This is a genomic window from Corynebacterium minutissimum (assembly GCF_016889765.1).
GTDB classification, from domain to species: domain Bacteria; phylum Actinomycetota; class Actinomycetes; order Mycobacteriales; family Mycobacteriaceae; genus Corynebacterium; species Corynebacterium minutissimum_B.
Genome location: NZ_CP069533.1, coordinates 2118369 through 2139693 on the forward strand (window position 1 = coordinate 2118369; position 21325 = coordinate 2139693).

Annotated in this window: 17 protein-coding genes, 1 tRNA gene and 1 pseudogene; 7 read left to right on the forward strand and 12 right to left on the reverse strand. The window is 60.2% G+C overall.

Annotated elements, in window-relative coordinates:
• The first annotated feature begins 119 nt into the window (after positions 1-119).
• Positions 120-719, forward strand: a complete 600-nt coding sequence (locus tag I6J26_RS12940; protein WP_239121768.1) for an MFS transporter — start codon at positions 120-122, stop codon at positions 717-719.
• The gene (locus tag I6J26_RS12945) at positions 709-1173 is read left to right on the forward strand and encodes an MFS transporter (protein WP_239121769.1); all 465 of its coding nucleotides are present in this window, start codon (positions 709-711) and stop codon (positions 1171-1173) included. Before I6J26_RS12940 ends, I6J26_RS12945 begins: the two co-directional genes overlap by 11 nt.
• Before the next feature lie 144 nt (positions 1174-1317).
• Here the strand turns inward: I6J26_RS12945 and I6J26_RS09910 are convergent, their stop codons facing one another.
• Genes I6J26_RS09910 through I6J26_RS09920 form a run of 3 tightly spaced genes read right to left on the reverse strand, consistent with a single transcriptional unit; the run spans position 1318 to position 5405 of the window.
• Positions 1318-3090 carry an ABC transporter ATP-binding protein gene (locus I6J26_RS09910; RefSeq protein WP_115021449.1) on the reverse strand — a complete coding sequence of 591 codons (1773 nt, stop codon included), beginning with the start codon at positions 3088-3090 and terminating at the stop codon, positions 1318-1320.
• Entirely contained in the window at positions 3083-4831 is a 1749-nt protein-coding gene (locus I6J26_RS09915) for an ABC transporter ATP-binding protein (RefSeq protein WP_115021450.1), read from the reverse strand. Before I6J26_RS09915 ends, I6J26_RS09910 begins: the two co-directional genes overlap by 8 nt.
• Before the next feature lie 7 nt (positions 4832-4838).
• Entirely contained in the window at positions 4839-5405 is a 567-nt protein-coding gene (locus I6J26_RS09920) for an ATP-binding cassette domain-containing protein (RefSeq protein WP_239121770.1), read from the reverse strand.
• Positions 5406-5832: 427 nt separating this feature from the next.
• Between I6J26_RS09920 and I6J26_RS09925 the strand changes: the two are divergent.
• Positions 5833-6000, forward strand: a pseudogene (locus tag I6J26_RS09925) (IS481 family transposase); the annotation flags it as partial.
• 33 nt (positions 6001-6033) lie between these two features.
• Here I6J26_RS09925 and I6J26_RS09930 read toward each other — a convergent pair.
• The 6 genes from I6J26_RS09930 to I6J26_RS09955 form a co-directional block, all read right to left on the reverse strand.
• Positions 6034-7250 (reverse strand): IS3 family transposase gene (locus tag I6J26_RS09930; protein WP_115021451.1). Its coding sequence is split into 2 segments (ribosomal slippage): positions 6034-6989 and positions 6989-7250, totalling 1218 coding nucleotides; the frame shifts between segments, so codons are not numbered across the junction.
• 212 nt (positions 7251-7462) lie between these two features.
• Positions 7463-7535, reverse strand: a tRNA-Arg gene (locus I6J26_RS09935).
• Positions 7536-7625: 90 nt separating this feature from the next.
• On the reverse strand, positions 7626-7904 hold the full coding sequence (locus I6J26_RS09940) for a glutaredoxin domain-containing protein (protein ID WP_070672429.1): 279 nt from the start codon (positions 7902-7904) through the stop codon (positions 7626-7628).
• Complete coding sequence (locus I6J26_RS09945) at positions 7904-8449, reverse strand: dihydrofolate reductase (protein WP_115021452.1); 546 nt, start codon at positions 8447-8449, stop codon at positions 7904-7906. The genes I6J26_RS09940 and I6J26_RS09945 overlap by 1 nt, the downstream gene beginning before the upstream one ends.
• The gene (locus I6J26_RS09950) at positions 8449-9255 is read right to left on the reverse strand and encodes a thymidylate synthase (protein WP_115021453.1); all 807 of its coding nucleotides are present in this window, start codon (positions 9253-9255) and stop codon (positions 8449-8451) included. The genes I6J26_RS09945 and I6J26_RS09950 overlap by 1 nt, the downstream gene beginning before the upstream one ends.
• 37 nt (positions 9256-9292) lie before the next feature.
• On the reverse strand, positions 9293-10051 hold the full coding sequence (locus I6J26_RS09955) for a 3'(2'),5'-bisphosphate nucleotidase CysQ (RefSeq protein WP_181815344.1): 759 nt from the start codon (positions 10049-10051) through the stop codon (positions 9293-9295).
• A 34-nt stretch (positions 10052-10085) separates the two neighbouring features.
• Here I6J26_RS09955 and I6J26_RS09960 point away from each other — a divergent pair, with 34 nt between their 5' ends.
• From I6J26_RS09960 to I6J26_RS09975, 4 genes are all read left to right on the forward strand, one after another.
• Positions 10086-15029 carry a DEAD/DEAH box helicase gene (locus I6J26_RS09960; protein ID WP_115021454.1) on the forward strand — a complete coding sequence of 1648 codons (4944 nt, stop codon included), beginning with the start codon at positions 10086-10088 and terminating at the stop codon, positions 15027-15029.
• A 138-nt stretch (positions 15030-15167) separates the two neighbouring features.
• On the forward strand, positions 15168-15989 hold the full coding sequence (locus tag I6J26_RS09965) for a DNA-formamidopyrimidine glycosylase family protein (protein ID WP_115021455.1): 822 nt from the start codon (positions 15168-15170) through the stop codon (positions 15987-15989).
• A gap of 10 nt (positions 15990-15999) precedes the next feature.
• Positions 16000-16413 carry a YccF domain-containing protein gene (locus I6J26_RS09970; protein WP_070672447.1) on the forward strand — a complete coding sequence of 138 codons (414 nt, stop codon included), beginning with the start codon at positions 16000-16002 and terminating at the stop codon, positions 16411-16413.
• Positions 16414-16465: 52 nt separating this feature from the next.
• On the forward strand, positions 16466-17530 hold the full coding sequence (locus I6J26_RS09975; RefSeq protein ID WP_239121771.1) for an HNH endonuclease signature motif containing protein: 1065 nt from the start codon (positions 16466-16468) through the stop codon (positions 17528-17530).
• Positions 17531-17669: 139 nt separating this feature from the next.
• Here the strand turns inward: I6J26_RS09975 and pgi are convergent, their stop codons facing one another.
• The 3 genes from pgi to I6J26_RS09990 all read right to left on the reverse strand — a co-directional run bounded on the left by pgi (position 17670) and on the right by I6J26_RS09990 (position 21300).
• The gene (gene pgi, locus I6J26_RS09980; protein ID WP_115021457.1) at positions 17670-19304 is read right to left on the reverse strand and encodes a glucose-6-phosphate isomerase; all 1635 of its coding nucleotides are present in this window, start codon (positions 19302-19304) and stop codon (positions 17670-17672) included.
• Between the two features lie 82 nt (positions 19305-19386).
• Entirely contained in the window at positions 19387-20307 is a 921-nt protein-coding gene (locus I6J26_RS09985; RefSeq protein ID WP_070672456.1) for a trypsin-like serine protease, read from the reverse strand.
• A 150-nt stretch (positions 20308-20457) separates the two neighbouring features.
• A complete protein-coding gene (locus tag I6J26_RS09990) occupies positions 20458-21300 on the reverse strand; it encodes a hypothetical protein (protein ID WP_115021458.1) in 843 nt (280 codons plus the stop codon).
• Positions 21301-21325 lie beyond the last annotated feature (25 nt).

Genomic DNA, 21325 nt, shown 5'->3' on the forward strand with positions numbered 1-21325 from the left:
GCGCAGCGCTCAAGAACGCTCAAGAAAACGTCACGGCGCCTACTCGCCGCGATTGGATAAGCCTGGCGGTTCTTTCCGTCGGACTGGGCGTCATTGTTCTAGATGGCACTATCGTCGGCGTGGCATTGCCTTCGAACATCACTGACCTGCAGCTCAACCTGACCGCAGGCGCAGTGGGTCAACAGCCTCTATGCGGTGCTACTGGCGGAGCTGCTCTGCGACGGGGCAAGATTGCGGATACCTGGGGACGCAAGCGAGCCTTCCTCACCGGCCTGACAATATTCGTGGCAGGCAGCGTATTGGCGGGATTTCCTACCTCGGCCGCCACGTGGATCTCCGCGCGCGCAGTACAGGCAATCGGTGCTGCGTTCATCATGCCTTCCACGCTTACCACGGGTAAACCGTATTCCGCGGCAAATACCGTGCAGCAGCCTTTGGTGTGTGGGGGCGCGGTGATTTCCGGTGCGGCAGCGGTCGGACCGCTTGCCGGTGGTGCACTGACGGAATGGGTGTCCTGGTATTCGCGATTATCGAGGGCCCGACCTAGGCTGGTGGGAGCCCCAATCCTCATTCAGCTTCTTTGGCTGGACCTGGTTCGAAAACGCGGCTATTTCACCGGTTCCGCTAGGGCGCACGATTTCGGCCGTGGGCTTCGCGCTGTTAATCAGGTCGGAAAAGCACCGCGAGCGGGGTCACCGCTCGGCGCTGTTGTATCTTGAATCGTTTTCTTATTCCACGTTCTCGTGGGGCAATATCACCGCTGGTGCGGTAGCAATCGGCGAGTTTGCCATCATCTTCGTGTTGCCGCTGTACCTGATTAATACGTTGGACCTCTGCACGATGTTGTCTGGCCTGGTGCTGGCAGCCATGGCAATCGGTGCATTCTTCTCCGTTGCAGCAGCCCCCCACGTCGCGGCACGGTACGGGGCGCCTGGTACCGTGCTCATTGGGCTCGGCTTGGAAGCCGTCGGCGTCCTTATCCTCGTCCTGCTTATGGGGCCGGATACGAATGGTTGGATCATCGCCGCGCCGCTGACCCTGTACGGCTTGGGCCTGGGGTTCGCCTCCGCGCAGCTGACTGGCACGATGCTGCGGGATACTCCCGTCGATGACTCCGGGCAAGCCTCCGCAACGCAAACCACCGTGCGCCTGGGGCAGTGGTGTAGGCCTTAAGCGAAGGCATGGCCAACGCCGCGCAGTGGTCGCTCGTAGCCGCTACCGCATTCTTCGCTCTGAGCTTTGTCGGTGCACTTAGGGTGCTCCGTGCTGCGGGGGAGAAGGGTGCCCCCGCAAACAGCGCCGATCTCGGTGCCCGCGTTAATCGCGTCCCGAACTGATTTTCCACCCGCGTGCTGCTTTGCGTTGCTGCCAGAAGTGACGGTAGATACCGGGGACATCGGAAAGCTCAGAATGCGTGCCCAGCTGGCTGACTTGCCCGTGTTCATCCAAGACTACGATTTGATCAGCAGATTTGATTGTATCCAGCTTATGGGCGATGACAATAAAAGTAGATTGCTCCCGTAGCTCGTCCATCGCAGCAAGAATGTTTGCCTCATTTTCTGCATCGAGCGCGGAGGTAGCCTCATCAAAGAGTACAATCGGCGCTTGCTTGAGAAGCGCGCGAGCTACAGATACGCGCTGGCGTTCACCGCCGGATAGAAGCCGCCCGCCTTCACCAACAGGAGCATGCCACCCTAGGCGGTTGGCAATAGAAGTCACGCCTGAAAGATCAGCTGCGCGGAAGACTTCCTCATCGGAGGCGTCGGGACGACCAACGCGGATATTAGCGATTAACGAGTCGTCGAAGAGGTAGACGTCCTGAAAGACCATGGACAGTCTGGACATTAACTGTTCGGTTCCAAGCTCGCGGATATCTACGCCGTCAACCATCACCGCCCCGGAATCTACATCCCAGAATCGCGAAATAAGGCGCGCAATTGTGGTCTTTCCGGAGCCAGAAGGACCGACAATGGCGGTAACGGTGCCTGAGCGAGCATGGAAAGCGACATCTACCAATACTGGTTTATCGCCGTATCCAAACGTGACATTACGCAGCTCTACATTTCCCGAACCATCGCCTGGGCGCGGAGTAGTGGGTTCTGGCAGGGAAGGAGCATCCGTGATGAGCTCAGTTTCTGCGAGCGCGATACGACCGGCGTCTAAACCGACGAAAGAAGAACCCAGCTGCTCAAGCGTGCGGGTAAACCTCAAGCTGATTCCGATGATCGCAATTGTTTCTAGTGGCGATAGGGCGCCTTCAACGGCAAGATCCGCGGAGACCATAATGAGAGCCACGATGAAGATCTGCACTACTATGCCGTTGAGTAGCAAAGCTAATGTGGATACCCATAGCTCGCGTATTCGTGCTTTATGGTCGATTTCTAGCGCTTGCTCTAGTGGCGCAAAAACTTGTGATTGTCCTGCCGCGCGCAGGGCTGGTTGACGGTTAGCAAATTCTACGATGCGCTGGGAGAGCTCTTTACTCGGCCCCAGTGTGCGGTTCGATGCTTTCTCACGAATCCATGCAGCCAACTGCATCACCACGAGCGCCAATGGTGCGATGATAAGAAGGACCAAGCCCAGCTTCGGGTTCCAGAAACACGCTCCTACTAACAAGGTGACAAGTGCCGCGCTATCGCGGTATATCGTTCCTTGAACATGCGCAATGGTCTCGGACGCCACCATAAAGCGATCTGAAACGAGGCGAGATAGGCCGCCGGTATTAGCCGGTACGAACCAGCCGAGCGGTAGCGTTGCTAATTTATCGCCCACAGTCGTGTGCGCGGTTCGGATGAAGTCCAAGGCCGTGTGGTAAGAGGCCATGGTTGCGAAAAATCGCAGCGCAAAAGCTACGAGCGCAATTGCCAAAAGCGTCCACATCCATGGTGCGATTGTCGTATCCCCATCGAGTGCCTTTGTAAGTGGCACGAGCGTGAGAACGGCGAGGCCGTCAAGCACGCCAACGATAAGCGATAGACAAGCATACCTTTTATTTAGCTTATGGCCTACAGGACCTTGCAGCTTTTTGACACTGCGAGTGAGTAGCGGATCACGAAGACGCGAACTAACAGGCGTAGTGGCATTAGACATGAGAATTATCCTTCATAGGCTTGAGGCAGATTATTTGGTCTGCTCCTTGGATGGACTCCGGCTTGTGGGCGATGACTAAGACGGTCTTGCCTCTGACGAGTGTGGCTAGAGCTGCTTGAATTTCTGCTTCGCAGTCAGGATCAGTTGCCGCAGTAGCTTCATCCAGGATCAAGATTGGGGCATTGGTAATAATTGCCCGGGCAATAGAAATGCGTTGCTGTTGTCCACCGGATAAAGAGATGTCCTCGCCAACAACGGTGTCGAGCCCAGCCGGTAAAGCGCGAATATCAGCAGCTATGTGCGCAGCCTCTGCGGCTTGCCAGATCTCTTCATCGCGGGCTTCTGGGCGTGCAAGGCGAATGTTTTCCCGAATACTCATACGCAGTAAGTGAGGATCTTGTAAGACGAAAGCCACAGTGCGGTACAAACTGTCGAAAGTGAGATCACGGATATCCACGTTGTTGATAGTGATTGTGCCCGAATCTGGATCCTGGAAACGCGCCAGCATCGTTGCTGCTGTGGATTTGCCAGACCCGGAGGGGCCAATCAATGCCGTGACAGTGCCTGCATTTAGTTGCGCAGAAAAGTCTTGGAGGACTGGTGTGTCTGGGGCGTAGCTAAAGCTGACCTTATGGAACTCCACCTCCATGTCTTGACTACTGGCATCGAGGCTCTTTTGGCCTTCTTTCACGTGGGAAATTGTCATGACTTCATCAAGGCGCAACGCCGCATTGCCAGCGAGCTGGTAAGACCACATCATTTGGCCGACGGTTTGAATCGTGCCCGGGATCACCAGCGCAATTAACGTTGTTGCGATGACTTCAGCGACCGTGACATAGTCACCAGCTATCAGCAGGGAACCGGCTCCTACATTGATAAGGATGAGGACAGGAACCGCCACCACAGACTCTGAGATTGCGGAAACGCGCAGAAGCGGACGTACCCACTCGTAATAGAATTCCGCGAATTTTTGGGCAGCTTCGCGATATCGAGCGTGGGCTTTGCCAACGGTGCCGAAAGCCTTGACGACGGAAATACCTTCGGAGAACTCCACCGCAGTCGCAGAGACCTCACCCAGATAATTATCCATTTCCGCAGTTTTTGTGCCCATATTTTTCATTGAATACGCTTGGATTGCTAGGAAAATGGGCACAGTGGCAATAGAAAGTAGACCAAGGCGCCAATCCAAGATAAAGGCATAAACCAGAAGCGCGAGGGGCGTAAAGATCGCGGCGACCTTCTCTACAGGAGCGTGGGCTGTCAGGGTGTGCAGAGTTAGCGTATCGTCCTCGACGGCTTTGCGGACTTTGCCGGAATTAGTCTGGCTAAACCACGAGAGTGGTGCTTTCGCAATAGCGGTAATAATTCGGCGCCGGTTAATCCCCACCAGCTTTGCATCAGCGAAGTGGGTGATCGCAAGGGCAAGGAAATAGAAGAATAGCTGGCCCAAAAATGCAGCAAGTAGCCATTTCACAATGGACGCGACGTCATCAGTATTGCCGTCGATTAGAGCATTTCCCAGTGCCACCAACGCGACGTAGGGTGCTACGGCGAGTACCGAGGATATAAGCGCGAGAAACTGTGCGAAGTAGATGGTTGTTTGCACTGGGGCCAGTAGCTTTTTTAGAGCGACCTGGCCGGCTTTTTGTTTTGCGCGAGCCTCTTCTTCCGGTGACGCACCGTGTGATTCTGGTGCGTGGGTTCCGCTTGATTCTGTGGAACTTTGTTTTACTTCAGACATTACTTTCTCAATTCTTGTTGATGTCAGTCATATCGATGATTCTGGTGACTGATTCTTGGATGAATTCGTGGTCATGGGTGATGACGATGACCACTGCTCCGCTTGCTGCAAGAGATCGAAGGAGCGCAGAGATGGATTGCAGTTGGCGCCAGCCCACGCCAGAGGTAGGTTCATCGAAGATGTAGACCTCTGCTTGCTTGGCTTGGGCTGAAGCTATGGCTAAGCGTTGCCGTTGCCCACCGGACAGAGACTGCGGATGCCGTTGGGCCATTCCTGCCAGATCGAGGCGATGGAGAATCTCATTGACATCGATATGGTCCCGCTTCTTCTTTGTTAGTCCGAGCGTTACTTCTTCTTCGGTGGTGGCTGCGAATAATTGGCGGCCAACATCTTGCATCACCATGTACGCGGTACGTCTGCGGGCAGCCGCTCCTACTCGTTTGCTGTTCAAACGAAGACTACCGCCGCGTTTGGGAGAAGCAAGACCACAAATGATCCTGGCGAGGGTGGTTTTCCAGCGCCGTTGGGCCCGATTAAGGCGGTGACCTCGCCGCTGGGGAAAATGCGTGGTCAATGTTTAGCACCTCATGCGTGCCATAAGAAAACAGATGTTGCTTAACTCGAGTCCGCTCCGCTGGGGATCGGCGTTTTCGAGCGTGAGTGGTACCGGCACGCTCGCGGGCAGGGGAACGTGGTGTAAGCTGCGTAGCCCCAATTGTTTGCGTTCGGGTTCGTCTAAGGCATAAAACTCCTGAGCGTGGAAACTCCGCCAGCGTTGATGAGATCTCTGGTGTTTAAACGTGCCGTCGACCCACTGGATGAGCTTGTACTCCGTGCGGGCGTAGAGGAATGTTTGGTCATAGTAAACCTCGATTCATGAAAATCAGGCAAGGTAAGGCTTGCCTAATATATATAATACTGTTTATAAACTATTTCTAGTTTTGATCTGAAGGTTCACCCTTAATGGGGGCGAATGCAGATAAGCGGACATCAAACCAGAACACGACTGCCGACTACGCACCGGCCAAGTAGGCACGAACGGCAAGACAACCCTGCGATGGGGCGACAAACTACGCCGCCTCTACATCGGACGCCGATGGGGCGGAGAACCCATCACCATGGTCTGCGTCGACAACCACGTCGACATCAAAATAACTGGGGTTGCCCGCAAATCGTGGACACGTAGTGGAGCTACCTAGTGGCTAGGCAGCTATTTCTTTTCTACTGGTGGTTAGACCAATGTGGTTTTCGAAGTCGACGGGGCTGACCATCCCGAGTGCAGAGTGCCGGCGCCGGCGGTTGTAGACGACTTCAATCCAGTAGGCAACGGCCTTGCGTGCAGCATCACGGGTCGCCCAGCGCTGCCGGTCATAGAATTCAGTCTTTAGCGTCGACCAGAACGACTCAGCCATCGCGTTATCGAAGCACACACCAGTACGCCCCACAGACTGGGCAATGCCCAGGTTGCGGCAGACCTCCCAGAGCTTCTCACTGGTAAATTGCGTTCCGCGGTCAGCGTGAAACACCAGCCCATCAGGAACATCACCGCGTAGCGTATGCGCCATCCGCAGGGCCCGTTCAACCAGGTGTGTGTCTTGAACGCTATCCATAGCCCAGCCCAGTACCCTGCGGGAATGACCATCGCGGACCGCGCACAAGTACAACCAGCCCTCACCGGTGCGCAGGTAGGTAATATCTGACATCCACACTCGGTTGAGCTGACCAGTATCAAACATGCGCTTGACCAGGTCAGGAAGAGTTGACTTACGCTTGGCTTGAATCGTTGTCACCGGGACAAAGGCACGCGGTGAAATCCCTTCAATGCCCATCATGCGCATCCGTTTAGCCACAGTCTTGCGATTCAAGGTGATCTGGTAGCGCTCGGCAAGCTCTGCGGTGATCCGCGGAGCACCATAAACCTCATCGGAGTCTTTCCAAATCTGATGAATCTTTCGGTCAACATCATCGTAAAATGCTGCCCGATCATCTTCGCCGGATAGTCGTTTCTGCTGCGCATGGGCCCATTTGTAGTATCCAGACCGAGATACTTTTAATAGTCGTGCCATGCGCTTGATGCTGTAGTTCGCCTTCTCCTGCTGCATTAGTTCGAACTTTTCTGCTCGCGTTGCTTCGCGGCGAAGAAGGCTGTCGCTTTTGACAAAAACTCGTTATCCATCTTGGCTTCTGCCAGCTCCCGGCGCAGACGAGCATTCTCAGCTCGGAGGTCAGCCTCGCTCATCCCATCGGAGGATCCTCGGCGTTCACGTTCGAGTTTGACCCACCGGCCCAAAAGCCCGGCGGAAACACCGATTTCCTTAGCCACATGAGCGATCGGTCGCTCTGACTCGATTACCAGGTTCGCGGCTTCACGCCGGTACTCCGGCGTGTACTTCTTGCGCTGTTGACTCACAATGAACATCCTCTCTTACGGACACAAGATCCGTACAAATAGGGTGTCCACTAAACGAGGGTAACCTCATAACCGCCACCGGGGCACAAATCGCCGCCTACACACTCACCGAAGAAAAGATCTATTACAACAAGAAAGACAACGAACTCAACCCCAACGGGGCAACTAAAAACAAAAAACTCGAGACACCGACCAGAACGATGTCTCGAGACTTCACAGCGTGCCCCAGAGAAGATTCGAACTTCCGACACCGGCTTTAGGAGAGCCGTGCTCTATCCCCTGAGCTACTGGGGCAGGGGGTGCGTTGCGCACCTAGGTAAGACTAGCAGCCCTGCTTAGGGCGGCGGTAAACGCGTGGCCTTTGGTCGCGCTGGCTGCGGGGGCTTATTCGCCGGCCAGCTCCGCGTACTTGGCGCGGACCTCGCTAGCAGCGGGATTGGTGGCGTGGGTGCCGTCGGAGTAGAGGACGGTCGGAACGATGCGGTTGCCGTCGTTGACGGACTCGATCCAAGCGTTGATATCTTCGGTGCCTTCCGCTTCGGCGTCGACGAGCGCGTGCGGAGTCTCAGTGCGATTGAGGGCGGAAATCAGGCGTTGGCAGAACGGGCACCAGTCGGCGTAGAAGATGGTGACGTGTTCGGTGGTTTCCGGGGCAATAGCCATTAGGCAGCAGCCTTTCTGTCGTAGGTGAGGAAACGGTATTTCATCGGCAGCTCGCTGGGCGGCTGGCCTGGGATGGTGAGGTGACCGGATGCGGAGGTAATCCAGTCGCTATCAGCGGACAGGCTGAATGCGTCCGGGACGGAGGGGGCCAGGACGGCATCCGCGCCGTAGGCATCGCCGACCTGCACACCCATGAGGGTGAGCTCGATGGTATCGACGCGATCGAGAGCGGAGTTGTAGAGTTGGCCGCCGCCGATGATCCAGGCGTCGCCAGGCGTGGCATCAAGCGCGGCGTCGAGGTTATCCACCACGGTAGCGCCCGCAGACCACTCGCCGGGTTCATGGCTGGACAGCACGATGTTGTCCCGGCCTGGCAACGGGCGGAACTTGGGGTTGAGGGACTCCCACGTCTTGCGGCCCATTATGACAGGCGCGCCCATGGTGGCGTCCTTGAAGTGCTTGAGGTCCTCCGGCACGTGCCAGGGCATGACGGCACCGTCGCCGATGATGCCGTCGAGGGACTGGGCCCAGATTGCGCCCAGCATTAGACGGACACCTGCGCCTTGATGGTGGGGTGGGGGTCGTAGCCGATGACCTCGAAATCCTCGAAGTCGTAGTCAAAGAGGCTCTCTGCCTTGTGGAGCTTGAGCTGCGGATATTCGCGCGGCTCACGGGAGAGTTGTTCCTTGACCTGCTCAATATGGTCGTTGTAGATGTGGCAATCGCCGCCGGTCCAAATGAGTTCGCCTACGTCCAAGCCTGCTTGCTGGGCAAACATGTGGGTCAGCGCGGCGTAGGACGCCAGATTGAAGGGAACACCGAGGAACATGTCGGCTGAGCGCTGGTAGACCTGCATGGAGAGTTTGCCGTTAGCGACATAGAGCTGGAAAAGCAGGTGGCAGGGCATGAGCGCCATCTTGTCCAACTCAGAGACGTTCCACGCGGAGACCAGGTTGCGGCGGGAATCCGGATTGTTCTTGAGCGTGTCCAGCGCGACCTGAATCTGGTCGATGTGCTGGCCATCCGGCGTGGGCCACGAGCGCCATTGCACGCCGTAGACAGGGCCCAGTTCGCCGTACTCATCAGCCCACTCGTTCCAGATGCGGACCTTGTTTTCCTGCAGCCACTTGACGTTGGACTCGCCGCGCAGGAACCACAGCAGCTCACCAATCACGCCGTGGAAGTAGACCTTCTTGGTGGTCAGTAGCGGAAAAGACTCCGCCAGGTTGTAGCGCAGCTGGGCGCCGAACAGGGAGCGGGTGCCGGTGCCAGTGCGGTCGCCTTTGGGTGCGCCTTCTTCGAGGACGCGGCGCAGGAGGTCCTCGTATGGAGTCTCAATCATGGTCGCCATGATAGCGAGCTCGTGTCCGCATCATGCGCGCGGGGGCTTAGTACCCGCCGTTGGCCTCCGCGTAGGCGGCGGCGTGTTCGAGGATGTCGTCAGCCAGCTCGGGGCGGCAGACCAGTAGGTCGGGGATGAAGGTGTCCTCGTTGTTGAACTTGATAGAGGAGCCATCCAGGCGCGAGCAATGCAGGCCCGCGGCCAAGGCAACGCCTACCGGGGCGGCCTGGTCCCATTCGTACTGGCCACCGGCGTGAATGTAGGCGTCATAGTCACCCAACAGGACGTGGATGGCTTTCGCACCAGCGGAGCCTACTCCAACAGTGTCAAAGCCCATCTTCTCTGCAACATAGTCTGCGACCTTCGGCGGGCGGTTGCGGGAGACCACAAACTTCTTCGACAGCGGGCCGGTCACCGCGCGCACATCGGAGGACTTAAAGGTGACACCCATATCCGGCATGCCCACTGCTGCGTGGGTGGGGACGCCGTTTTCTACCAGCGCGATGTGGACGGCCCAGTCCTGGCGACCGGTAGCGAACTCCTTGGTGCCGTCGAGCGGGTCCACGATCCACACGCGCTCCTTCTTCAGACGGCTCAAGTCATCGGAGGCCTCTTCAGACAGAACCCCGTCTTGTGGGCGGTGCTGCTCGAGGACGCGGGCGATCCATTCCTGAGCGGCTTCATCGCCGGCATCACCCAGCGCCAAGCCACGCAGCAGGCCACCGTTGCGCACGCCTTTGAGGATCTCACCGCAGCCATCGGCGAGGGAATTAGTTAGACGGGAATCAGAAATCTCAACGGTCATGCTGCCCAGATTACCGCGCGCGCTACAGTAGGGCATGCCCAAAAACGTTCTGGCGAAGTTCCGCCCGCAGGTAGCCGGTTGGTTCGCGGACGTTTTCGCTACCCCCACCCCCGTTCAGGAGGAAGCCTGGCAGGCCATTTCCGCAGGTGACAATGTACTCGTGGTGGCACCGACTGGCTCTGGTAAGACGCTCGCGGCTTTTCTGTGGGCGTTGAATTCTTTGGTAGAGCGCGAGGGCCAGACCGCGCTTCCACTGAGCAATGAACCAACACGTGAGGGCGCTCATGGCGGTGTACGAGTGCTCTACATTTCCCCACTCAAGGCTTTGGGCGTAGATGTGGAGAATAACCTGCGCGCCCCGCTCAACGGTATTGCCCGCACCGCTGAGCGCCTAGGTCTCGACGTTCCGGATATCACCGTCGGCGTGCGCTCCGGCGATACCCCGCAAGCCGAACGCGCCCGCCAGGTGCGCAAGCCGCCGGACATCCTCATCACCACGCCGGAATCGGCCTATCTTATGCTCACCTCGAAGGCTGCCGGAATCCTGAAGACCGTGGATACCGTCATCATCGATGAGATTCACGCGCTCGCCGGCACCAAACGCGGCGTGCACTTGGCCCTGACTTTGGAGCGCCTCGGGCTTATCGCGGGTGAGTTCCAGCGCATTGGGCTGTCGGCTACGGTGCGTCCGCTGAGCGCTGTTGCCAACTTCTTGGGCGGTGACCGTCCCGTGGATATCATCGCCCCGCCCGCCAAGAAGCGCTGGCAGCTTGATGTCCACGTGCCGGTGGAAGACATGTCGGACCTGCCCACCCCGGAACAGGGCTCGCCCATCGGGGAGGCTACTGTCGACGACCCCCTTGGCATCACCGCAGGCCCTCAAGACACGTTGCGCCTACACTCGCAACGCGGGGAAGAGAGCGGGCCAGGAGACTCCGCTCTGCCCACAGCGAAATCCATCTGGCCCTTCATCGAAGAAGAGCTTTACGCTGAAATCATGGAGCAGCGCTCCACCCTTGTCTTCGTCAACTCGCGGCGGACTGCCGAGCGGCTTACCAGCCGACTCAACGAGCTCTATGCCCAGGAGCACGATCCGGAGTCCTTGAGCCCGGCCACCCGGCGCGACCCGGCCCAGCTGATGAAACAGGTTGACGTCGCCGGTAAGGCACCTGCCGTCATCGCCCGCGCTCACCACGGTTCAGTGTCCAAGGACGAGCGCGCGCTGACGGAGACGATGCTCAAGGAAGGCACGCTCAAGGCCGTGGTGGCCACGAGCTCCCTGGAGCTGGGCATCGACATGGGAGCGGTGGAGCTGGTGGTGCAGGTGGAGTCGCCGCCCTCGGTGGCCTCCGGCTTGCAGCGCGTGGGCCGCGCCGGGCACTCTGTGGGCGCGGTCTCCCACGGTTCTTTCTATCCCAAGCACCGCGCGGACCTCGTGCAATCAGCACTCATCGTTGCCCGCATGGAGGAGGGCCTCATTGAGGAGATGCACGCCCCGCGCAACCCGTTGGACGTGTTGGCGCAGCAGACGGTGGCGGCGGTGGTGGCGTCGGCAAGCGCGGGCACGCGCGAGGGACTCGACGCCGACACGTGGTATGGCACCGTGCGCCGTGCCTGGCCCTATAAGGACCTAGCGCGCGAGGTCTTCGATTCCGTTCTTGACCTGGTCAGCGGCGTGTACCCCTCGACGGATTTTGCGGAGCTCAAACCCCGGGTGGTCTATGACCGCGTGACGGGCGTACTTACCCCGCGCCCCGGCGCGCAGCGCGTGGCGGTGACCAACGGCGGCACCATTCCGGACCGCGGCATGTTCGGGGTCTTCCTGGTGGGAACTGGTGAAGCCGGTTCTGCGCCGCGCCGCGTGGGCGAGCTCGATGAGGAGATGGTCTATGAAACCCGGGTGGGGGATGTCTTCACCCTTGGTGCGACGAGCTGGCGCGTGGAGGAGATTACGCGTGACCAGGTGCTCGTAACACCCGCGCCGGGACACACCGGTCGTTTGCCTTTCTGGAACGGCGACCAGGCCGGGCGGCCTTATGAGTTGGGCAAGGCGCTGGGGGCGTTTCGGCGGGAGGCATACGCCGATCCGTCGGTGGTGCGGGATGCGGATGAGAACGCGCGGCGCAACATCGCGGCCTACCTCAGGGAGCAAGACGAGGCCACCGGGCTCATCCCGGATGAGAAGACGTTGCTACTGGAGCGCTTCACGGATGAGCTAGGGGACTGGCGCGTGCTGTTGCACACCCCGTTTGGCCGGCCGGTGAATGCGGCGTGGGCGCTGGCGGTGGGCCAGCGCGTGGCGGAGCGTACCGGGATGGATGCGCAGGCCGTGGCGGGCGATGACGGCATCGTGCTGCGCTTGCCGCAGGGGGAGGCGGATCCGGACGCCTCGCTGTTCCTGTTTGATGCTGATGAGATAGCGGACATTGTCACCGAGCAGGTGGGAAACTCTGCGCTCTTTGCCTCGCGTTTCCGGGAATGCGCGGCGCGAGCGCTGCTTCTGCCGCGGCGCAATCCGGGCAAGCGCGCGCCTTTGTGGCAGCAGCGCCAGCGTGCGGAGCAGCTTCTCGACGTCGCCCGCAATTACCCCTCCTTCCCCATCATCCTGGAGACCGTGCGCGAGTGCGTGCAGGATGTCTACGATCTGCCGGCGCTGACGGAGGTCATGCGGGAGCTGGCGCACCGCCGCATTCGCATCGCGGAGGTCACCACGGAACAGCCCTCGCCCTTTGCGTCCTCGCTGCTGTTTAACTACACCGGCGCGTTCATGTATGAGGGGGATTCGCCGCTGGCGGAAAAGCGCGCGGCGGCCTTGGCCTTGGACCCGGCGTTGCTGGCGAAGCTTTTGGGAACGGTGGAGCTGCGCGAGCTTCTCGACGCCGACGTTATCGCCGAAGTCCACGCCCAGCTGCAGCGCACCATCCCGGAACGACAGGCGCGCACCACCGAGGAGGTCGCGGACCTGCTGCGCGTGCTCGGTCCCATCCCGGTCGAGGAATTCGGCGCGCACGCCACGGTGCCATTGAGCGCACTCGATGCGCTCGGTGCGCGGATTATGCGGGTACGCATCAACGGCCGCGAGCATGTGGCCCAAGCACTCGATGCGCCGCTGCTTCGCGACGGCCTGGGCATCCCCGTCCCACCCGGCATCCCCGCCCAGCAGGCCACGATTACCGACGCCGTGGACCAGCTGGTTAGCCGCTGGGCGCGCACGCGTGGGCCGTTTGTGGCGCGCGATGTGCAGGACGCCTTTGGCCTCTCGGCCGCGGTGGCGCACTCGACGCTGAAGGGGCTGGATTCCATCCTGGCCGGGCATTACCGGCAGGGTGTGGAGGAGCAAGAGTACTGCGCTGCAGAGGTGCTCAAGGTCATCCGCTCGCGCTCGCTGGCGGCCGCGCGGGCGGCCACGCAGCCGGTCTCGCCCGCGGCTTTTGGACGCTTCCTTCCGGACTGGCAGCAGGTGGCCGCGGTGGGCCGGCGTCCCGTGCTGCGCGGGGTGGACGGCGTCTTCGCCGTCATCGAGCAGCTAGCTGGGGTGCGCCTGCCAGCCTCGGTGTGGGAGAGCCTCATCCTGCCAGCACGGGTAGGGGATTATTCGCCGACCATGCTCGATGAGCTCACCGCCAGCGGCGAGGTCCTTATCCTCGGCGCCGGCAAGGCCGGCTCCAACGACCCGTGGATCATGCTGCTGCCGGTGGATTATGCCGCACAGTTGGCCCCGCAGGTCTCCGAGGAGGAGGCTGGCCCGTCCCTGCTGCAGACTCAGCTGCTCGCGGCCTTGCAGGGCGGCGGTAGCTACCTCATCTCCGATATCCAACCGCAGCTTAGCGGCACGCCCGAGGAGGTCCGGGAGGCGCTCTGGGGACTGGTGGAGGCAGGCTTGGTTAGCCCTGATTCCTTCGCACCCATCCGAGCCCACTTGGCCGCAGGCGGACGCGCTGGGCGGGCAGCACACCGGGCCAAGCGCCGGCCTTCGCGCTCACGCCTGCGCATGGGGCGCACGTCCTTTGCGCAAGCACACAATGCTTCCGGTACACCAACCGCGCCCGACGTGGTGGGACGCTGGTCGCTGTCCGTTCCAGCCGCCACGGACGCAACCTCGCGTTCCATCGCGCACGGCGAGGCCTGGCTGGACCGTTATGGCGTGCTTACCCGCGGTTCTGTGGTGGCCGAGGATGTCCTGGGCGGTTTCGCCTTGGCCTACAAGGTGCTCTCTGGCTTCGAGGAGTCCGGCAAGGCGATGCGCGGCTACGTCATTGAGGGCTTGGGCGCCGCGCAGTTCTCCACGCCAGCGGTCATCGACCGCCTGCGCGGGCTGGCAGATTCGCCCGACGTCACCGGCTGGCCGTCCGGTACCCGCGAGCTGCAGACCTATGTGTTGGCTGCCACGGACCCGGCGAACCCGTATGGTGCTGCGCTATCCTGGCCGCCCTCCGACGGCCCCGACTCTGCAGCCCGTCCAACCCGTGCCGCCGGTGCACTCGTCGTACTCATGGATGGCCTGCCCGTAGCCCACCTGACCCGCGGCGGCAAGACGCTCACGACCTTCCTGACAGCACTGCCGGAAGGCATCGAGCGCGCTGAGGTATTGACTGCGATTCTTAACGGCCTCAACGAACTTGTGGCTTCTGGGCGTTTGAGCAAGCTCGTCATTGAGAAGGCCAACGGCCGGCCCATCTTCGAGTCGGAGCTTGCCGGCGAACTGCGCGCCTTGGGAGCGGCGCTAACCCCGAAGGGGGTGCGCATGAGCGGCTCCGCACACACTTCTTCTTCCAGCCGTGCAGGACAGCACGGCGAACCTGGAGAGGACGCGCGCTCCTCCGAGCCGCACCGTCCCCTGCTCCGAGGCGGGCGCCGCGCTGTGGACGCCATAGAGGAGCTGACTTTCGACGACCCCGTGGACTCCTCTGAGCCTAACGACCCACCATCTGCGCCCAGCAGTCCCGGCGGCTTCCGCCCGCGTCGACGCCGACGCTGATTGCTCTTCATCGGCGTTTCGCCTGTGTCGGCGAATTATTCGCCGCCGAGATTTAGAACACTCTCCGCCTCCTTGGCATTCGGTGTGGGAAAGGACGCACCGGTAGAGTAGGCACCCGTTCGGTGAGGAGGTTCTACTGTGCCAGAGGGTGATTCCGTTCTGCAGCTGTCCAACCGTCTGCAGTTCATAGAAGACCGGCGCGTGACCTATTCATCCCTGCGCGTGCCCCGCTATGCCACCGTGCGCTTTGACGGGCTAGTGTGCGAGGAAGTCTGGCCTTATGGCAAACACCTCTTCATGGATTTTGGTGGCGAGCTCATCCTGCATACCCACCTTAAGATGGAGGGCACGTGGGCCATCCACTACGCCGGGGACCGCTGGCGCAAGCCGGGCCACAGCGCGCGCGTGGTGCTGCAGTTAGAGAACTCCCCGCGCGACATCGAGTTGGTGGGGCACTGGCTAGGGCTGGTCGAGGTTTTCCCCGCCCGCGAGTTTGAGCAGCGCATGGCGCACTTGGGCCCCGACATCCTCGCGCCCGAGTGGCTAGAGGGTGGATTCGAGGAAGCTGTCCGCCGCATCGAGTCCCGCCCTGAGCGCAGCATCGGTGCGGCCCTCCTGGACCAGCGCAACGTGGCGGGCTTGGGCAACGAGTACCGCGCCGAAATCTGCTTCTTGGCCGGCGTTCATCCAGCGACGCCGGTAGCGCTTGTCGACGTCCCCCATATCCTCACCCTCTCCCGCCGCCTCATCTGGGCCAACCGCGATTCCCCGGTGCGCGTGACCACCGGTGTGAAGCGGGCAGGGGAGACGACGTATGTCTTCGGACGCAACCGTCAGCGTTGCCGGCGCTGCGGCACACTCATTGAGAAGGCCATGCTGGGCGGAGTGGATGCCGGCGGCGACGAAGGCGAGCTGGAGCGCGTCATCTGGTGGTGCCCGCACTGCCAGCCGCGCCGCTAGGCTGGGATGTATGAAGATCATTTTTAACATCATCTGGTTGGCAACTGGTGGCCTTGTCCTTGCACTGGGCTACTTCCTTCTGGGCATCCTGGCCTGCATCCCCATCGTGACCATCCCTGCGGGCGTGGCCTCGATGCGCATGGCGAACTTCGCGCTGTGGCCTTTCGGGCGCTCCGTCATTCAGCCGGTCAAGGGTACTGGTGGCATGTCGCGGTTCTCCAACGTTGTCTGGTTCCTGGTCGCTGGCCTGTGGCTAGCCATCGGTCACGTCACCACCGCAGCGGCCCAGGCCGTGACTATCGTGGGCCTTCCGGTTGCCTGGGCCAACCTGAAGATGATCCCGGTGACGTGCTTCCCGTTCGGCCGCAAGATCGTCGATTCTGATGAGATCCCCTTCGGCTGGGAGTCGATGATCAAGCTCTAACGATTCTCTCTCCGGTTGCGGGGTTGGTGAGAGTGCTTTAGTGTTCTGGGTCATGGGGGATTTAGAGACCTATTTCTCCTACCGCAACTCGGGGATCACACTAGTGAAACAAGCGGTAGGAGGCGAGAAACGTTTACGCGCACTCGGCGCTTCGCCTGCCGATGCCACCGAACTAGCACGCCTAAACCACATTTACTTCGGCGCCACGAAATTCACTGGTAAACAACGACAAGCCCGTAGCCGGGCCGCAGAGCAAGGCCACGACTTAGCCACATTAAGCTTGATTGAGTCCTACACCAAGAAACTCAACAATCAGCTGCATGCCTGGAACCTACGCCTCAAGCTTGCCGGCACCCCAGCACCAAACATCCCAGCCGTAGCAGCCAAGCGCTTAAAAGAACTCAAGCCTAAACGTGTGCCGAAACCTGGGGTGCGCATGACCTACCGTGCTGATGGTCCGCATTCACTCACCATTACCGATGACCCCATGACCGTCACCGAGATGCGCGGCGTTCTAGAATCTCTCAACCAGAACAATCTGTTGGAAGCAACCAAACAGGTCTTCTTCAACAAGTCCCACGGCGGAACCAAACCCGCCGTATTCACCAGCGTGGTCGTAACCTTAGACAAGCTCGACAAGATTATCTCCGGCGACGGGGATGACATCGTCCTCGAGCTCACCAATGGTGGGCGTATGACCGGCACGCAGTTTTTGAACTACAAGTTTGCTGAGATCGGCTACGTCACCCTCATCCACCCCACCATCGGGCCGGTATGGCTGCACCGAATGAAACGCTTGGCCGGGTTCGAGCAGCGCATCATGGCCAGTGCCGAGCACCCCACCTGCGCCAGGAAAGGCTGTAATAAACCGGCTGATTATGCCCACGTGCATCACCTAGTGCCGTGGAAAGCAGGAGGTACCACCGACCCGCCGAATCTAACGATGCTGTGTGCCTACCACAACGGTATTAACGATGATGACCCGGAGAAACCCACCGGTGCCGGCTACGTCTTCCGCCTCCGCGGCGAAGTAGGCTACATCCCACCCTGGGCAGAACCGATCACTGCCCAGGCGGCTTACCAACAAGCCCAGAACAACCTCCCCCGGCCAGGCTAAACCCCCAAGCACCACACCGCCCACGCGGACGCCCCCACAAGGCCTCCGCGGCGTTGGCGATCCCACACGTCGATTGCCCGTTAAAAACGGGTGATCCCCCGACCGTTCGGCCGGGGGGGGAGACGTCGCCAAGCAGTGCTTAACGGTGGCTGCGGTACCAGCCAATCAAAGCATCCGTGGAACCGTCGCCGGATGCGGCCTCCTCCTTGCCGGAGACAGCCGGTGCCAGGTCATTGGCCTGCTGCTTGCCCAGCTCCACGCCCCACTGGTCGAAGGAATTGACATCCCAGATGATGCCCTGGGTAAACACGATGTGCTCGTAGAGCGCGATGAGTGCGCCAAGGGTCTGCGGGGTGAGCTCCTCCGCCAGGATGGTGGTGGTAGGACGGTTGCCCGGCATCACCTTGTGCGGAACGAGGGATTCATCCACGCCCTCGGCGGCGATTTCTTCAGCGGTCTTGCCAAAGGCCAGGACCTTGGTCTGTGCGAAGAAGTTGCCCATGAGCAGGTCATGCATCGAGCCGGTGCCATCTGCAGTGGGGAAGTCCTCCTTCGGGCGGGCAAAGCCGATGAAGTCCGCCGGGATGAGCTGGGTGCCCTGGTGCATGAGCTGGAAGAAAGCGTGCTGGCCGTTGGTGCCTGGCTCGCCCCAGTAAATCTCCCCGGTACCGGCGCTGACTGCGGTGCCATCACGACGCACGGACTTGCCATTGGACTCCATGGTGAGCTGCTGCAGGTAGGCAGGGAAGCGCCCGAGGTCCTCGGAGTAGGGCAGAACCGCGTGGGTCTGCGCGCCGAAGAAGTTGGAGTACCAGACGCCGAGCAGGCCCATCAGGACCGGCACGTTCTGCTCCAGGGGTGCGGTGCGGAAGTGCTCATCCATGGCATGGAAGCCTTCGAGGAAGCGCATGAAGTCCATCGGGCCGATGGTGCACATCAGGGACAGGCCGATGGCGGAATCGACGGAGTAGCGCCCGCCTACCCAGTTCCAGAAACCGAACATGTTCTGGGTATCGATGCCGAACTCGGCGACCTTCTCCGCGTTGGTCGAGACTGCAACGAAGTGCTTGGCGACGGCCGACTCATCACCATCAAACTGCTCGATGAGCCAGCGGCGCGCGGCATGAGCATTGGCCAGGGTTTCCTGGGTGGTGAAAGTCTTGGAGGCCACGATAAAGAGGGTGGAGCCGGCGTCGAGGCCGTCGAGAGTCGCGGCGAGATCCGCCGGGTCAACGTTGGAGACGAACTCTGCGCTGATGCCCGCTACCTCGTAGGAGCGCAGGGCCTTGGCGGCCATGGCGGGGCCCAGGTCAGAGCCGCCGATGCCGATGTTGACGACCTTCTTGATGGTGTGGCCTGTATGCCCCAGCCACGCGCCGGAGCGCAGTGCGGTGGCGAAGTCGCGCATGCGGCCGAGCACCTCGTGGGCGTCGGCAGCAACGTCCTGGCCGTCAACGCTCAAGTCCTTCTCCACAGGCAAGCGCAGCGCGGTGTGCAGTACGGCGCGATCCTCGGTGTTGTTGAGGCGTTCACCGGCGAACATGGCGTCGCGGCGCCCTTCGACGTCCGCGGCGCGGGCGAGGTCCACGAGCTTGGACACGACGTCCTCATCGATGAGGTTCTTTGACAGATCCACATGCAGGCCCGCGGCGTCGAAGGAGTAGTCGGTGGCGCGGGAAGGAGAGTTGGCGAAGAGCTCGCGCAAATTGAGGTCCTTCTTGCTCTCAAAAAGAGAGGTGAGCGCGGCCCATTGTGGCTGTGCGGTGATGTCCATTGCAAAAGCCTTTCTGGCAGGTAGCAGACAGGAAACTTACTGTTTCCACCGTAGTCCAGAACGTGCGATGCTGCTGGGGGAGTTAGATGTAGAGGGTAAGACCAAAATGCTGCATTGTGTTGCCAATTTCCATGGCGCCGGCTTCCTGATTATTGGGCTCATCAACGACGTATGACATGACGCCCACGGCGTAGAGCTCGTTATCGATGACGGCGTAGACGGGGCCGCCGCTGTCTCCACGGTCGCTGTCGTTACCGAAGGCAAACAACCCCTGGTCAGCATCTCGCCCAAGATAGTTACCACAAGAAACCCCTCGCGTGGAGCCAGCACGGCAGATGGTGGGGTGTGCCAGGTCGACTTCGTCAAGGCTCATCCATCCGATCAACGGTGCGTTGAGAGCCGGGGATGTGGATACCTTGGCTGCAGGATTAGATACTTCGATTAGGCCGATATCGGCGGAGTTAATGTGTTCGGTGTTGGTGTTGCGCGCCTCTAGGACCATCTCACCAATTTTGACGCGGTTTCCGGCGCTGTCGTTGTAATAGAACGTATCGCCTTTATCGCCGCAGTGGCCTGCGGTGAGGATGAAGAGGCGCTGGCCGTCGCCCGCAAAATGGCCTGCGGAACAGCGTCCGCTATTTTCGAGGTTGTAGATTGCAACACCCGGGGTCAGCACTCCTGCCGTCATGAAGTATTCGGCCGCTTCCGGCTGGGCTAGGTCAACGCGCGGCTCTGGACGCTCGGCTTGGGGAATTTCGGTGGTGTTATCCCACAGCGCGTCGCCATCGAGGACCTTGTCCGAGCCTTTCTCCGAGGCCTGCGTATCGGGGTGCTGCTCATTATCAGGGGCGCCGCCGCCCTCCAGACCGGCGCCTGCACCCGGAAGGTTCAGCGTAGTCGTGGTAATCGTTGCGACCGTGGAAGAAGAACTGCCGCAGGCGCTGAGCACGACAGCGGAGGTGATGGCGAGGAGAGAAGCCGCGAGGCGGGAGGGAAGGCGCATGCCGTGAGCTTAGCGCATGCTGAACGCCTCCGTTCTCAGTTGGGGAGCAGTCCGCAGCTGTCCACGGGCACACCGACAAGTGTGAGTGTGTGACTACACAGTTGGCGAGGTGGCGGATCCTCACAGTGGCCCTAAACGCAGGGCTGATTCTTAGGAATAGACCTTGAGCCCGAAGTGATTCATGATGTGACCTAATTCCATAGCCATCGTAATCCGGTTATCTGTGGTCAGAGAGCCGGAGTAGATACCCACGGGGTAGTACTGACCATCAATGAGCGCATAGACTGCCCCGCCACTATCACCGAAGTAGCCGTCGTTTCCGAAGAAGAAGGCGCCAATCTCTGGTTTCGCAGTGAGGTAATTGCCGCAGGAGTACCCGCGGGTAGCACCAATGCGACAGATGGTTGGCTTTATCCGATCGACTTGTTCGAGGGACAACCAACCATTGACCTTGCCATTGAGCGCTGGTGTCGCGGAGTACTCCGCGGCGGGGTTGGTGATCTGAATGAGACCGATGTCAGGTGAAGAGATATAACCGTCCCGGTTGGTGTTCTTGGTCTCTACGGTCATCTGACCGAAAAACACTGGTTTCCCCGCGCGGTCACGGTAAAAGAAGCGGTGTCCGGGATTGCCGCAGTGCCCAGCGGTGACAACAAAAACGTTGTGCCCATCGCCCACAATATGACCTGCAGAGCATTTCTTCTGTTCGTCGTGGTTGTAGATTGCAGATCCAGGCTCGACGCGTCCAGCGTTGGTGAAGTACTGAGCAGCATTCCGATCGGAGACATAAATCTCCGGCTGCAGGTTTCCTGGAAGCGTGATGCTGCCATCCCCTTTGGGAGCAATGGCATCAGCGAGGCCACCTATATCAAGCTGCGATGACCCTGAGCTGAGCTGCGCCAAGCCCATCTGGGCGTGTGCTGCAGGAGCCCAGAGGCTCACAGCGATGGCAGCTGCGGTGACTGTAGAGAGAATGCGAGAGAGAATTTTCATGGTTGAGTGGTCCTGTTCGGCGGGT